Source organism: Pseudomonas sp. Irchel s3b5 (genome assembly GCF_900187435.1).
GTDB lineage: Bacteria > Pseudomonadota > Gammaproteobacteria > Pseudomonadales > Pseudomonadaceae > Aquipseudomonas.
Map to the genome: position 1 here is coordinate 255,964 of NZ_FYDY01000006.1, position 13,754 is coordinate 269,717.

Here is a 13,754-nt window from a genome sequence, read left to right on the forward strand (position 1 = left end):
GGACGCCGCTTCTCTTAGAAATTCGCCGGTGTGGCTGCGCTGATTAGTCGCGCTGGCGCATCGAACGGATTCCGGAAACGGTGTGGCTTGGTACTTTCAAAGTAGTAGCTATCGCCGGCTTCGAGCACAAAAGTTTCCTGCCCGACCACCAACTCCAGTTTGCCTTCGACCAAAATGCCGGTTTCCTCGCCCTCGTGGGTGAGCATCTCGTCACCGGTGTCGGCGCCTGGCGGGTAAATTTCATTGAGGAATGCGATAGCCCGGCTCGGGTGCGCCCGACCGACCAGTTTCATGGTCACCGCGCCATCGGAAATATCGATCAGCTCGTTGGCCTTGTAGACGATCTGAGTCGGTTTCTCCTGCAGGATTTCTTCGGAAAAGAACTCGACCATGGACATGGGAATTCCGCCCAGCACTTTGCGCAGCGAACTGATCGAGGGGCTGACGCTGTTTTTCTCGATCATCGAAATCGTGCTGTTGGTGACCCCCGCCCGTTTGGCGAGTTCACGCTGGGAAAGGCCTTTGAGCCTACGGATGGATTGCAGTCGTTCACCGACGTCCAAAGCTTGCGCCTCCAGGATTCAATTGTTGGAATAGTGAGCGTTATCATGGCGACAGCGTTCAGTATTTACAACACTTTGACCTGAATCCTGTTCAGCGAGGCGACTTCCGGTCCGCCGCGTTTGGCACTAAGCCCCGGAATAGAGCAGTGGCACCCGGCGCAGGTTGCAAAAAATCTGATAAGGAATGGTGCCGGCGGCGATGGCCACGTCACTGGCGAGGATGTTTTTGCCCCACAATTCGACGGTCGACCCCAGACCGGCCTGCGGCACATCGGTCAGGTCGATGCAGAGCATGTCCATCGATACCCGGCCGATCAACTGGCTGCGCTGCCCTGCCACCAGCACTGGCGTGCCGGTCGGTGCCAGACGCGGGTAGCCGTCGGCGTAGCCCATGGCCACGACGCCAATGCGCATTGGTTTTTGAGTGATGAATTTGGCGCCGTAACCGACAGGTTCGCCGGCCGGCAATTCACGCACGCTGATCACTTTCGATTCCAGGGTCATGACCGGTTGCAGGCGCGATGCTACTTCGTTGGCTTCTTCGAAAGGTGTGGCGCCATAGAGCATGATGCCTGGGCGCACCCAATCGCTCGGAATCTGCGGCCATCCGAGCACCGCCGGCGAGTTGCGCAGGCTGACCTCGGCGGACAAGCCCTTGCGCGCCGCTTCAAATACCGCCACCTGATCGGCACTGGCCTGCTCGTGCAGTTCATCGGCACGGGCAAAGTGGCTCATCAGCACCACTTTCGCGACTTTGCCGCAGGCCAACAGTCGATGGTAGGCCGCCTGATAATCCGCCGGGTGCAGCCCCACGCGGTGCATGCCCGAATCAAGCTTCAGCCACACCGTAATCGGTTTGTTCAGTGAGGCTTTCTCGATGGCTTCGAGTTGCCACAGCGAATGCACCACGCACCAGAAATCGTGCTCGACGATCAGCGCCAGCTCATCGGCTTCGAAAAAACCTTCCAGCAACAGGATCGGCGCACGAATGCCCGCCGCCCGCAGCTCCAACGCCTCTTCGATACACGCTACCGCAAAACCGTCCGTCTCGGCTTCGAGTGCCTGGGCACAACGCACGGCGCCATGGCCATAGGCATCGGCCTTGATCACGGCAAGGGCTTTGGCCCCCGTGAGTTCACGGGCGATTCGGTAGTTGTGACGCAGGGCTTGAAGGTCGATCAGGGCACGGGCAGGACGCATGGCGGCAGACTTCTGGTCGGGTCATCGGGAAGAAAAACCGGCGCTGACTGGTGGCGTAAACCGCCGGCAGCACCGGGAGAGGGATCTGTCTGAAAGCTTATGGCAGAGCGGCGACAACCGACAGCTCGACCAGGATTTCCGGTTCGCACAGTTTCGATTCGACGGTGGCGCGGGCCGGGGCGACGCCTTTTGGCAGCCACTTGTCCCACACCGCGTTCATGCCTTCAAAATGCGCGTCGATGTCCTTCAGGTAAATCGTCACCGACAACAGATTGCTTTTGTCGGTGCCGGCCAGATCGAGCAAACGCTCGATGTTGGCCAGGGTTTCGCGGGTCTGCTGTTCAATCCCGGCGTTCATGTCGTCGCCGACCTGCCCGGCCAGGTACACCGTGCCGTTATGGGTGACGATCTGACTCATGCGCTCATTGGTGAGCTGGCGCTGGACTGACATGCTTTGCAGACTCCTGAATTTTTTTGCCATAACGGGAAATATCGAGGCCTTCGGCGCTGATCTGCGGCTTTTTCTTCGCCATCAGGTCAGCCAGCAAGCGACCGGAGCCGCACGCCATGGTCCAGCCGAGTGTGCCGTGACCGGTGTTCAGGAACAGATTCTTGAACGGGGTGGCGCCGACAATCGGGGTGCCGTCCGGAGTGGTCGGACGCAGGCCGGTCCAGAAATCGGCCTGGGCCAGATCGCCGCCCTGAGGATAAAGATCGTTGACGATCATCTCCAGGGTTTCACGGCGACGCGGGTTCAGCGACAGGTCAAAACCGGCAATCTCGGCCATGCCGCCAACACGGATGCGGTTGTCGAAACGGGTGATCGCGACCTTGTAGGTCTCGTCGAGAATGGTTGACGTCGGGGCCATCGCCGGGTTGGTGATCGGCACGGTCAGGGAGTAGCCCTTGAGCGGGTACACCGGCGCCTTGATCCCCAACGGCTTGAGCAGTTGCGGCGAGTAACTGCCGAGGGCCAGCACGTAGCGGTCGGCGGTTTCCAGCTTGCCGTCGATCCACACGCCGTTGATGCGATCACCGGCGAAGTCGAGGCGCTGAATGTCCTGACCGAAACGGAACTGCACGCCAAGGTTCGTAGCCATCTCGGCGAGCTTGGTGGTGAACATCTGGCAGTCGCCAGTCTGGTCATTCGGCAGGCGCAGGGCACCGGCGAGGATGTCGGTGACGCTGGCCAGTGCCGGCTCAACGCGGGCAATGCCTTCACGGTCGAGCAGTTCAAACGGCACGCCGGACTCTTTCAACACGGCGATGTCTTTTGCGGCGCCGTCGAGTTGAGCCTGGGTGCGGAACAGTTGGGTGGTACCGAGGCTGCGGCCTTCGTAGGCAATGCCGGTTTCAGCACGCAGTTCGTCGAGGCAGTCACGGCTGTACTCGGACAGACGGACCATGCGCTCCTTGTTCACCGCATAACGGCTGGCGGTGCAGTTGCGCAGCATCTGGGCCATCCACAGGTACTGATCGATGTCCGCAGTCGCCTTGATCGCCAGCGGGGCGTGGCGCTGCAACAGCCACTTGATAGCCTTGAGCGGCACGCCCGGCGCAGCCCACGGCGAGGCATAGCCTGGCGACACTTGCCCTGCGTTGGCGAAACTGGTCTCCATCGCGGCAGCCGGCTGCCGGTCCACGACCACCACTTCAAACCCGGCACGGGCCAGATAATAAGCACTGGTGGTACCGATGACGCCGCTACCCAAGACCATGACGCGCATTTTATATCCCTCATCGCGGCTAACCGCTGACGTTTGTTATTGAGAGCTTTAGATACGCGCAGTGTAAAAAAGATTTGCCAGTGCTTTTCACTATATAAGCGCCTATATTTGGCGACAATTCTCGGCAAAAACCCTTTTCACGGAGGCGCATCCCCTATGCGTACCAACACTCAGACCAAACGTGAGCTGGACAAGATCGACCGCAATATCCTGCGGATCCTGCAAGCGGACGGGCGGATTTCCTTTACAGAGCTTGGAGAAAAGGTCGGGCTCTCGACCACGCCCTGTACTGAGCGGGTCCGGCGCCTGGAGCGCGAAGGGATCATCATGGGCTACAACGCCCGGCTCAATCCGCAGCACCTGAAGGGGAGTTTGCTGGTGTTCGTCGAGATCAGCCTGGATTACAAGTCCGGTGATACGTTCGAGGAGTTCCGCCGTGCGGTGCTGAAATTGCCCCACGTGCTGGAATGCCACTTGGTGTCAGGGGATTTCGACTATCTGGTGAAGGCGCGGATTTCCGAGATGGCTTCGTATCGCAAGCTGCTGGGCGACATTCTGCTCAAGCTGCCGCATGTGCGGGAATCCAAGAGCTACATCGTGATGGAAGAGGTGAAAGAGAGCCTGACCCTGCCGATTCCGGACTGACATTTGTGGTGCTGCTATCGCCAGCAGGCTGGCTCCCACAGGTTCGGTGGTGAACACAAATCCGTGGTTCACTCGCACCCTGTGGGAGCTAGCCTGCTAGCGATGCGGAAAACTCGGTTCGAGGGTCTAAACCAACACCTGTCGGTTCGAGGCCATGTACTCGAACACCTGCTTCTCCACCCGCGGATGAATCAGTTCCACCGGCCCGCGCCCATTCGGGCACGGCAAGGTTTTGGTGGTCCCGAACAGCCGGCAGATCAGCGGCCGCTCTTCATACACCGTGCAACCGTTCGGACCCAGATGAACGCAATTGAGTTCATCCATCGCCGCATCCTGCTCGGCGCGAGTCTTGCGCGGCAGACGCGACATTTCCTCCGGCGAGGTGGTCACCGGCCCGCAGCAGTCATGGCAGCCGGGGACGCACTCGAACGAGGGAATCTGTTGGCGCAAGGTGCGAATTGTCTGACTGTTGCAGCTCATTGAAGCGGTAACCGAAGGCGGAATAGAGCGCGATTCTGACGCAAAAAACCCGATCCAGACAGCGCTAGCCGACCAATGTTGCCCACTCAGGAACGTCCGGCTTATGCTCCTGCAAATTTTCCAGACACAAAAATCAGGAGCATGCACATGAATGCCCGTGCTCAACAGCCCGCCCCAAGCCACCAACACGCCGCGTCTTACTACGCCGCCAGCAGTTTGCCGCAGCCAGAATATCCAGCGCTGACAGGCGAAGTGCTGGCCGATGTCTGCGTGGTCGGCGGGGGATTTTCCGGGTTGAACACGGCCCTTGAACTGGCCGAACGCGGTCTGAGTGTGGTGCTGCTCGAAGCGCATAAAATCGGCTGGGGTGCCAGCGGGCGCAACGGCGGGCAACTGATTCGCGGCGTCGGCCATGGCCTCGATCAATTCGCCAACATCATCGGCGTCGACGGTGTTCGGCAGATGAAACTCATGGGCCTGGAAGCGGTGGAAATCGTCCGCCAACGCGTCGAGCGTTTTCAGATCCCTTGCGACCTGACGTGGGGTTACTGCGACCTGGCCAACAAACCCCGGGACCTCGAAGGCTTCGCCGAAGATGCCGAAGAACTGCGCGGTCTCGGCTACCGCTACGAGACCCGTTTGCTGCAAGCCCATGAAATGCACACCGTGGTCGGTTCCAAGCGTTATGTCGGCGGTTTGATCGACATGGGCTCCGGGCATCTGCATCCTTTGAACCTGGCCTTGGGCGAAGCGGCCGCTGCGCAGCAACTGGGGGTGAAGCTGTTTGAGCAATCGGCTGTCACGCGCATCGACTACGGTCCAGAGGTCAAGGTCCATACCGCCCAAGGTACGGTTCGCGCCAAGACGCTGGTGTTGGGCTGCAACGCTTATCTCAGTGGGCTCAATTCCGAACTCAGCGGCAAAGTCCTGCCGGCGGGCAGCTACATCATTGCCACCGAGCCTTTGAGTGAAGAGCTCGCCCACGCGTTGCTGCCACAAAACATGGCGGTCTGTGATCAACGGGTGGCGCTGGATTATTACCGGCTCTCGGCGGACCGACGCCTGTTGTTCGGCGGTGCTTGTCATTACTCAGGACGCGATCCGAAAGACGTTGCTGCGTACATGCGGCCGAAAATGCTCGAAGTCTTTCCACAATTGGCTGACGTGAAGATCGACTATCAGTGGGGCGGCATGATCGGCATCGGCGCCAATCGCCTGCCGCAGATCGGCCGACTCAATGACCAGCCGAACGTGTATTACGCCCAGGCCTATTCCGGTCATGGTGTGAATGCCACGCACCTGGCCGGCAAGCTACTGGCTGAAGCCATCAGCGGGCAGCACGGCGGTGGTTTTGATTTGTTCGCCAAGGTGCCACACATCACCTTCCCGGGTGGCAAGCATCTGCGCTCGCCGCTGTTGGCGCTGGGGATGTTGTGGCATCGGCTGAAAGAGTTGGTCTGAAAGATTGTTTTGTGGCAGTTCCGGCGCCTTCGCTGGCAAGCCAGCTCCTACAGGTTCCGCGCAAAACCTGTAGGAGCTGGCTTGCCAGCGAAGAGGCCCACAAGAACACTGCAAAACTCAGATCCGCCAGAAAGGCTTCAACCCTTCCTCCCGCGCCTGCTCCCGTGTCAGCCCGATATCCTTGAGCTGATCATGCGTCAGCGCCAGCAACGCCCTGCGCGTGTGCAGACGCTGCCAGAACAGATCCCAGCGACCCAGGCCGGACGACGCGTTACGCATCAGCGCATGGCGCGCAGTGTCCTTCTGCCCGGTCTCCAGTTCCTGACTGTGTAACGTCAGCCGCACATCGCTCAAGCCGTTCATGGTGGTTGCTCCTGTTTACTTGGGTAGCCAGAGGTTCCATGATGCGCGGGCGAATAAAATCGTTACAGATTCAAACAAACTGTATTAACTCCATACAGATTTGCCGTTTTTGCGACTGAATGGCGTATTTCTGCGTCATCTGTACTGGTCTACCGAATCACCAACACCGAGGCTGCGCCATGACCCTCTACGTCAACCTCGCCGAATTGCTCGGCACACGTATCGAACAGGGCTTCTATCGCCCCGGTGACCGGCTGCCGTCGGTGCGGGCATTGAGCGTCGAGCATGGAGTCAGCCTGAGCACGGTGCAGCAGGCCTATCGGGTGCTGGAAGACAGCGGCCTGGCGATGCCGAAGCCCAAGTCCGGGTATTTCGTTCCGGCCTGTCGAGAATTGCCCGATCTGCCCGCAGTGGGCCGCCCGGCCCAGCGTCCGGTGGATATTTCCCAGTGGGATCAGGTGCTGGAGCTGATTCGCGCAGTGCCACGCAAAGACGTGGTGCAACTGGGCCGGGGCATGCCGGACATCAGCTCGCCGACCATGAAACCGCTGCTGCGCGATCTGGCGCGCATCAGTCGGCGGCAGGACATGCCCGGTCTGTATTACGACAACATCCACGGCAACCTGGAACTGCGCGAGCAAATCGCCCGCCTGATGCTCGACTCCGGCTGCCAGTTGAGCGCCAGCGATCTGGTGGTGACGACCGGCTGCCATGAGGCCCTGTCCACCAGCGTTCGGGCGATCTGCGAACCGGGGGACATTGTGGCGGTGGACTCCCCGAGCTTTCACGGCGCCATGCAGACCCTCAAGGGCCTGGGCATGAAAGCCCTGGAAATCCCGACCGATCCGCTGACCGGGATCAGCCTCGAAGCGTTGGAACTGGCGCTGGAGCAATGGCCGATCAAAGTCATACAGCTGACCCCCAACTGCAACAACCCGTTGGGCTACATCATGCCCGAGTCGCGCAAACGTGCGTTGTTGACGCTTGCCCAGCGGTTTGATGTCGCGATCATCGAAGACGATGTGTATGGCGAGCTGGCCTACACCTACCCGCGCCCGCGCACGATCAAGTCCTTCGACGAGGACGGTCGCGTGCTGCTGTGCAGTTCGTTTTCCAAGACGTTGGCGCCGGGCCTGCGCATCGGCTGGGTCGCGCCCGGCCGCTATCTGGAACGGGTGCTGCACATGAAATACATCAGCACCGGCTCCACGGCGCCGCAACCGCAAATTGCTATCGCCGAATTCCTCAAGGGCGGGCATTTCGAACCGCATTTGCGGCGGATGCGCACGCAATACCAGCGTAATCGCGACATGATGCTCGATTGGGTCACCCGCTATTTCCCGGCCGGCACCCGCGCCAGCCGCCCCCAAGGCAGCTTCATGTTGTGGGTCGAGCTGCCGGACGGCTTCGATACGCTGAAACTGAATCGTGCCCTGCACGACCAAGGCGTACAGATTGCAGTCGGCAGCATTTTTTCCGCCTCGGGCAAATACCGCAATTGCCTGCGCATGAACTACGCTGCCAAACCAACACCGCTGATTGAAGAAGCGGTGCGCAAGGTCGGCGCAACCGCCATCCAGTTGCTGGCAGAAAGCGCACGACTGACCGACTGACTTTTCTCGGAAAACCAGCGTCCATATGCCAACAGCCGCCAATCGGAACGAGCCTACGTGAGCGCCAGACAGCCCCTGCTTGCTCTTCTGCTACTTGCCTCGTTTCTAGGCGGTTGTGCCAACTTCGACCTTCAGGTTCAACCGAGCCAGGTACTGCCGGCGACGGATTCCGCGTTCGGTCGCTCGGTCAAGGCGCAAGCCGCGCCTTATCAGGGGCAATCGGGTTTTCGCCTGTTGTCTGACGGTACTGAAGCCTTCACTGCGCGGGCCGAACTGATCCGCCATGCTCAGAGCAGCATCGATTTGCAGTACTACATCGTGCATGACGGCATCAGCACACGCATGCTGGTGGATGAAATGCTCAAGGCCGCCGACCGCGGCGTACGCTTTCGCATTCTGCTCGACGACACGACCAGCGACGGCCAGGACCGCACCATTGCGACCCTGGCAGCCCATCCCAAGATCCAGATCCGCGTATTCAATCCCTTGCATCTGGGCCGCAGCACCGGCGTCACGCGAACCTTGGGGCGGTTTCTCAACCTGTCACGGCAACACCGACGCATGCACAACAAGCTGTGGCTGGCGGACAACAGCATGGCCATTGTCGGCGGGCGCAATCTGGGCGACGAGTATTTCGATGCCGAGACCAACATGAACTTCACCGACATCGACTTGCTCGGTGTCGGCCCGGTCGCCGAGCAGCTGGGACAGAGTTTCGACCAGTACTGGAACAGCGCCCTGAGCAAGCCGATCGAGGAGTTCCTGTCGGAAAAACCGACGGCCAAGGACCTTGAAGAAACCCGCAGCCGACTGGAAAAATCCCTGGCCGAATCGCGCCAACAGAATCACGCGCTCTATCAGCACCTGATGACCTACACCACACATCCACGCCTGGACGCCTGGCGCCAGGAACTGATCTGGGCCTGGAATCAGGCGCTGTGGGATGCGCCGAGCAAGGTGCTGGCCGACGGCGAACCTGATCCGCATTTGCTGCTGACCACACAGTTGGCGCCGGAACTCGATGGCGTCAGAAAAGAACTGATCATGGTCTCGGCCTACTTTGTACCGGGACAACCGGGCCTGGTGTACCTCACCGGACGGGCTGATGCCGGGGTCTCGGTGAAATTGCTGACCAATTCGCTGGAAGCCACGGACGTACCGGCGGTGCACGGTGGCTACGCGCCTTATCGCAAGGCCCTGCTGGAACACGGCGTGCAGCTGTTCGAGCTGCGCCGCCAGCCCGGCGATGAAAGCGGTAGCGGACCTCGCCTGTTCTCCACCAAATCCTACGGCGAATCCGATTCGAGCCTGCACAGCAAGGCGATCATCTTCGACCAGCAGAAATCCTTCATCGGCTCATTCAATTTCGACCCGCGCTCGGTCTTGTGGAACACCGAAGTCGGCGTGTTGGTCGACAGCCCGGAACTGGCCGCGAAGGTCCGCGAACTGGCGATGCAAGGCATGGCGCCAGCCCTGAGTTATCAGGTGAAACTGGAAAACGAACAGGTCGTGTGGACCACCGAAGACAACGGCAACACGCATACCCTGACCCGAGAGCCGGCAGACTGGTGGCGGCGATTCAATGCCTGGCTGAGCAATACCGTCGGCCTGGAGAAGATGTTGTAACCAGCCAATGATCCATTGTGGCGAGGGAGCAAGCTCCCTCGCCACAGTTTGTTGTTCCTCAGGCTGGTTCTGCGGCCGTGCCAAACGCCCCTTGCCGCGACACCACAATCAACACACCCAAGGCCCCGACCGCCATCAACAACGGCAACGCATGCCCGCTGATCCACTGGCTGCCCGCACCGGCCAGCAACGGCCCGATCAGGCATCCGATCCCCCAGAGCTGGGCGACGTGCGCATTGGCCCGCACCAGCGCATCGTCGCGATAACGCTCGCCGATCAGGATCAGCGACAAGGTGAACAGCCCACCGGCACTGGCGCCAAACAACACCCACAACGGCCAGATCAGCAGCGTATCGATCAGCATCGGAATCGCCAGGCTCGACACCAACAGAACCACCGCACAACCGGTGAACAAAGCACGCCGCGACAGGCGATCTGCCAAGGCGCCAATCGGCAACTGCAGGATCGCATCGCCGACCACCACCGTGCTGACCATCGCCAAAGCGATCTCCGTGGTGAAGCCCTGGCGCAGGCAGTAAACCGGCAACAGCGTCAGGATCATCGCTTCGAACGCCGCGAACAGCGACACCGCCCAGGCAATCGCCGGCAGGCCACGACAGAAAGCAAGCAAGTCGGTCAGGGTCACGCTGCTGGCCTCGCTGCTGGGCGCGCCGCTTCGACCGAACAACAGGAACGGCGCGCTCATCAACAATCCGACGCCCACCCAAAAACCATAATCGTGATCGGTACCGATGAAGCCCAGCAACACCGGCCCGGCCAGCTGACTCAGCGCATAGCAGCTGCCATACAGCGCCACCAACCGTCCGCGCCATTGTTCGACCACCAATTGATTGATCCAGCTTTCACCGATGATGAAGACGAGGGTCAGGATCACCCCGATCATCAACCGCAACACCAGCCAGATCGGATAGCTCGGAAGCAGCGCCAGCAAACCAATGGAAACCGCCCCGGCCCACAGACACAGGCGCATCAGATTCGCCGTGCCGAAACGCGCCGCCAGGTGACTCGAGATCTTCGCCCCCAGCAACACGCCAACGGCCGGCATCGCCGCCATCACGCCGATAGCAAACGAGCCGTAGCCCCAGCTTTCCAGGCGAAACGACACCAGCGGCATACTGACCCCCAGGGCCAGGCCAACACTCAAGACAGACGCCAACACGGCGAAATACGTCGCCCAACGCATGTACCACGCTCCTGTGGATATTTTTATGTGCAACACAAAGCACTGTGGGAGCGAGCCTTTGTGGCGAGGGGGCTTGCTCCCTCGCCACAAAGGCTCGCTCCCACAAGGAATCTGTGTCGTTTGGAGGCCTGCTCTACAACAGGCCCCCTAACGGCTTACAACTTGATCCAGGTCGCCTTCAGCTCGGTGTACTTGTCGAACGCATGCAGCGATTTGTCGCGACCGTTACCGGACTGTTTGAAACCACCAAACGGAGCGGTCATGTCGCCACCGTCATACTGGTTGACCCACACGCTACCGGCACGCAGGGCGCGGGCGGTGAGATGCGCCTTGGAGATATCGGTCGTCCAGACTGCAGCGGCCAGGCCATACGGCGTGTCGTTGGCGATCGCGATGGCTTCTTCAGCGCTGTCGAAGGTGATGACCGACAGCACCGGCCCGAAGATTTCTTCCTGGGCGATTTTCATCGCGTTGCTCACGCCGTCGAAAATCGTCGGTTCGACATAAGTGCCGCCGGTTTCTTCCAGAATGCGCTTGCCGCCAGCCACCAGCTTGGCACCGTCGGTGTGACCCGATTCGATGTAGGACAGCACGGTGTTCATCTGCTGGGTGTCCACCAACGCGCCGACGTTGGTCGCCGGGTCCAGCGGGTTGCCCGGCTTCCAGGTTTTCAGGGCCTCGATCACCAGCGGCAGGAATTTGTCCTTGATCGAACGCTCCACCAGCAGGCGCGAACCGGCGGTGCAGACTTCGCCCTGGTTGAACGCGATCGCACCGGCAGCAGCTTCGGCAGCGTCCTGCAGGTTCGGCGCATCGGCGAACACGATGTTCGGGCTCTTGCCGCCGGCTTCGAGCCAGACGCGCTTCATGTTCGATTCGCCGGAGTAGATCAGCAGTTGCTTGGCGATCTTGGTCGAACCGGTGAACACCAGGGTGTCGACGTCGTTATGCAGGGCCAAGGCCTTGCCGACGGTGTGACCGTAACCTGGCAGCACGTTCAGCACGCCTTTCGGAATGCCGGCTTCAACGGCCAGCGCCGCGATGCGGATGGCGGTCAGCGGGGATTTTTCCGACGGTTTGAGGATCACCGAGTTGCCGGTGGACAGTGCCGGGCCGAGTTTCCAGCAGGCCATCATCAGCGGGAAGTTCCACGGCACGATGGCGCCAACCACGCCTACCGGCTCGCGGGTCACCAGACCCAATTGATCGTGCGGAGTGGCTGCGACTTCGTCGTAGATCTTGTCGATGGCTTCACCGCTCCAGCTCAGCGCTTGCGCCGCGCCTGGAACGTCGATGTACAGGGAGTCACTGATCGGCTTGCCCATGTCCAGGGTTTCAAGCAGGGCCAGCTCTTCGGCATGCTGTTTGAGCAGGCCGGCGAAACGGATCATGGTGGATTTGCGCTTGGCTGGTGCCAGACGCGACCAGACACCGGAGTTGAAAGTGGCACGGGCGTTTTCCACAGCGCGCTGGGCGTCGGCGGCATCACAGCTGGCAATCTTGCCCAGCAGACGGCCATCGACCGGGCTGATGCACTCGAAGGTCTCGGCGGAGACGGCATCGGTGTATTCGCCATTGATGTAGGCGCGACCTTCGATTTTCAGGTCGCGGGCACGTTGTTCCCAGTCGGCACGGGTCAGGGTGGTCATGCGAGTGTCCTCCTCTTATTGAATACGACACCCGCGTTCTTCGCGGGCGCTGTCAGGAATTCTGCCCGGCCAGCCTGCTTTTTCGGCCCAAGGCAACCGTCACCCTAAACCAGCGGCGGGTGAAGTTTCAATATATTTGACACAACACCGGCAAACGGCCTTGCGATGTTCATTTTAATAAACATAGACTTTGGGCTGACCTACCAACTCGCGCCGTATTTACGGGGGATAACAACAATGAACATCCAGAACGTCGTCGACTTCAGCCAGGCCACCACCGAACCTGAACGCTACCGCCCAGACGCGGCCAAAGTGCTCAAGGGCGATCCTGAGCAAACCTTGTACAACCACTACAACAGCCCGTGCGGCCAACTGAACGCCGGGGTGTGGGAAGCGGAAACCGGGCAATGGATGGTGAACTTCACCGAACACGAATACTGCGAAATCGTGCAGGGGGTTTCGGTGCTGCGAGATAGCGAGGGCAACGCCAAGACCTTGCGCGTGGGCGATCGTTTCGTAATCCCGGCCGGGTTCAAAGGGACGTGGGAAGTGCTGGAGCCGTGCCGCAAGATCTACGTGGCGTTTGAACAGAAAGCCTGAGATTCGCAATAACTATATACCGCACCAGGCAGCCTTTTCGGTTGGATCATTCACAGGCGCTTCGAAGGACGAAGCGCCTCGATTGATCACTCACCGCAAGGAAGCAACATGCCAAACGCAACCACCTACACCGACAAGCAGGTACTTGACCTGATCAACTCCATTGTCGGCTCGCCTTACTCCGAAGAACTGCGCCAACAGGTCGAAGACACAACCGGTCGCCCTACTCGCCCGTGGGGCAACTACGTCGCGACCTACGACTCCCGCGCAGAACGCATCAACCTGAACGTCAACGAAAAGGACATCATCATTTCCATTTACTTCGGCTGATCCTTTCGCCCTGACGTAAGGCGCAATGTCTAGTCCTGAAATAGGTTTACACCTGTTTCAGTCTCAAAACGCCCGATGCACCGCATCGGGCGTTTTGTATTTCAAGGCCAGATGTGGCCGCTCCGCGTTGTAGATCAGCACCGATTCATCAACCATTCTCACCGCATCGGCCAGGTTCTTGGGGCGATGCAGCAAAAACTCCGTCTTCAAAATCCCGTTTATTCGCTCCGCCATCGCGTTCTGATAGCAGTCATAGCCATCGGTCATCGAACAAATGACCCCGTGCTTGGTGT

15 protein-coding genes are annotated in these 13,754 nt (G+C 60.0%); 6 read left to right on the forward strand and 9 right to left on the reverse strand.

The window, feature by feature from the left end; all coding sequences use genetic code 11:
- Positions 1 to 14: 14 nt before the first annotated feature.
- The 4 genes from CKW15_RS09845 to dadA form a co-directional block, all read right to left on the reverse strand.
- Positions 15 to 563, reverse strand: coding sequence for a cupin domain-containing protein (locus tag CKW15_RS09845; protein ID WP_053163807.1), 549 nt, complete (start codon positions 561 to 563; stop codon positions 15 to 17).
- Positions 564 to 689: 126 nt separating this feature from the next.
- A complete protein-coding gene (alr, locus tag CKW15_RS09850) occupies positions 690 to 1,763 on the reverse strand; it encodes an alanine racemase (protein WP_095057633.1) in 1,074 nt (357 codons plus the stop codon).
- Positions 1,764 to 1,860: 97 nt separating this feature from the next.
- Positions 1,861 to 2,214, reverse strand: a complete 354-nt coding sequence (locus CKW15_RS09855; protein ID WP_095057634.1) for a RidA family protein — start codon at positions 2,212 to 2,214, stop codon at positions 1,861 to 1,863.
- Positions 2,186 to 3,490, reverse strand: a complete 1,305-nt coding sequence (gene dadA / locus CKW15_RS09860; RefSeq protein ID WP_095057635.1) for a D-amino acid dehydrogenase — start codon at positions 3,488 to 3,490, stop codon at positions 2,186 to 2,188. Before dadA ends, CKW15_RS09855 begins: the two co-directional genes overlap by 29 nt.
- 156 nt (positions 3,491 to 3,646) lie before the next feature.
- Between dadA and CKW15_RS09865 the strand changes: the two genes are divergently transcribed.
- Positions 3,647 to 4,135, forward strand: coding sequence for an Lrp/AsnC ligand binding domain-containing protein (locus CKW15_RS09865; RefSeq protein WP_007975155.1), 489 nt, complete (start codon positions 3,647 to 3,649; stop codon positions 4,133 to 4,135).
- Between the two features lie 126 nt (positions 4,136 to 4,261).
- On the opposite strand, the gene CKW15_RS09870 is transcribed toward CKW15_RS09865, so the two are convergent.
- Entirely contained in the window at positions 4,262 to 4,615 is a 354-nt protein-coding gene (locus CKW15_RS09870) for a YkgJ family cysteine cluster protein (RefSeq protein ID WP_095057636.1), read from the reverse strand.
- 147 nt (positions 4,616 to 4,762) lie between these two features.
- Here CKW15_RS09870 and CKW15_RS09875 point away from each other — a divergent pair, with 147 nt between their 5' ends.
- Entirely contained in the window at positions 4,763 to 6,076 is a 1,314-nt protein-coding gene (locus CKW15_RS09875; RefSeq protein WP_095057637.1) for an FAD-binding oxidoreductase, read from the forward strand.
- A 117-nt stretch (positions 6,077 to 6,193) separates the two neighbouring features.
- Here the strand turns inward: CKW15_RS09875 and CKW15_RS09880 are convergent, their stop codons facing one another.
- A complete protein-coding gene (locus CKW15_RS09880) occupies positions 6,194 to 6,439 on the reverse strand; it encodes a DUF1127 domain-containing protein (protein WP_095057638.1) in 246 nt (81 codons plus the stop codon).
- A gap of 179 nt (positions 6,440 to 6,618) precedes the next feature.
- Here CKW15_RS09880 and CKW15_RS09885 point away from each other — a divergent pair, with 179 nt between their 5' ends.
- Together CKW15_RS09885 and CKW15_RS09890 are read left to right on the forward strand one after the other, a co-directional pair.
- A complete protein-coding gene (locus CKW15_RS09885; RefSeq protein WP_095057639.1) occupies positions 6,619 to 8,052 on the forward strand; it encodes a PLP-dependent aminotransferase family protein in 1,434 nt (477 codons plus the stop codon).
- Between the two features lie 57 nt (positions 8,053 to 8,109).
- A complete protein-coding gene (locus CKW15_RS09890) occupies positions 8,110 to 9,678 on the forward strand; it encodes a phospholipase D family protein (RefSeq protein ID WP_095057640.1) in 1,569 nt (522 codons plus the stop codon).
- A 58-nt stretch (positions 9,679 to 9,736) separates the two neighbouring features.
- On the opposite strand, the gene CKW15_RS09895 is transcribed toward CKW15_RS09890, so the two are convergent.
- Both CKW15_RS09895 and CKW15_RS09900 read right to left on the reverse strand, forming a co-directional pair.
- A complete protein-coding gene (locus CKW15_RS09895) occupies positions 9,737 to 10,882 on the reverse strand; it encodes an MFS transporter (RefSeq protein ID WP_095057641.1) in 1,146 nt (381 codons plus the stop codon).
- 155 nt (positions 10,883 to 11,037) lie between these two features.
- Positions 11,038 to 12,531, reverse strand: coding sequence for an aldehyde dehydrogenase (locus CKW15_RS09900; protein WP_095057642.1), 1,494 nt, complete (start codon positions 12,529 to 12,531; stop codon positions 11,038 to 11,040).
- 237 nt (positions 12,532 to 12,768) lie between these two features.
- On the opposite strand from CKW15_RS09900, the gene CKW15_RS09905 reads away from it, so the two are divergent.
- Both CKW15_RS09905 and CKW15_RS09910 read left to right on the forward strand, forming a co-directional pair.
- Complete coding sequence (locus CKW15_RS09905; RefSeq protein WP_095057643.1) at positions 12,769 to 13,131, forward strand: cupin domain-containing protein; 363 nt, start codon at positions 12,769 to 12,771, stop codon at positions 13,129 to 13,131.
- Between the two features lie 108 nt (positions 13,132 to 13,239).
- Positions 13,240 to 13,461, forward strand: coding sequence for a hypothetical protein (locus tag CKW15_RS09910; RefSeq protein WP_095057644.1), 222 nt, complete (start codon positions 13,240 to 13,242; stop codon positions 13,459 to 13,461).
- A gap of 63 nt (positions 13,462 to 13,524) precedes the next feature.
- Here the strand turns inward: CKW15_RS09910 and CKW15_RS09915 are convergent.
- Positions 13,525 to 13,754: integrase core domain-containing protein (locus CKW15_RS09915; protein WP_143498415.1), on the reverse strand; the 230-nt coding region annotated here is incomplete at its 5' end.

Coding starts and splice junctions, on each gene's coding strand:
- alr (WP_095057633.1), bottom strand. CDS start 1,763: ATGCGTCCTGCCCGTGCCCTGATCGACCTTCAAGCCCTGCGTCACAAC.
- CKW15_RS09855 (WP_095057634.1), bottom strand. CDS start 2,214: ATGTCAGTCCAGCGCCAGCTCACCAATGAGCGCATGAGTCAGATCGTC.
- dadA (WP_095057635.1), bottom strand. CDS start 3,490: ATGCGCGTCATGGTCTTGGGTAGCGGCGTCATCGGTACCACCAGTGCT.
- CKW15_RS09865 (WP_007975155.1), top strand. CDS start 3,647: ATGCGTACCAACACTCAGACCAAACGTGAGCTGGACAAGATCGACCGC.
- CKW15_RS09870 (WP_095057636.1), bottom strand. CDS start 4,615: ATGAGCTGCAACAGTCAGACAATTCGCACCTTGCGCCAACAGATTCCC.
- CKW15_RS09875 (WP_095057637.1), top strand. CDS start 4,763: ATGAATGCCCGTGCTCAACAGCCCGCCCCAAGCCACCAACACGCCGCG.
- CKW15_RS09880 (WP_095057638.1), bottom strand. CDS start 6,439: ATGAACGGCTTGAGCGATGTGCGGCTGACGTTACACAGTCAGGAACTG.
- CKW15_RS09885 (WP_095057639.1), top strand. CDS start 6,619: ATGACCCTCTACGTCAACCTCGCCGAATTGCTCGGCACACGTATCGAA.
- CKW15_RS09895 (WP_095057641.1), bottom strand. CDS start 10,882: ATGCGTTGGGCGACGTATTTCGCCGTGTTGGCGTCTGTCTTGAGTGTT.
- CKW15_RS09900 (WP_095057642.1), bottom strand. CDS start 12,531: ATGACCACCCTGACCCGTGCCGACTGGGAACAACGTGCCCGCGACCTG.
- CKW15_RS09905 (WP_095057643.1), top strand. CDS start 12,769: ATGAACATCCAGAACGTCGTCGACTTCAGCCAGGCCACCACCGAACCT.
- CKW15_RS09910 (WP_095057644.1), top strand. CDS start 13,240: ATGCCAAACGCAACCACCTACACCGACAAGCAGGTACTTGACCTGATC.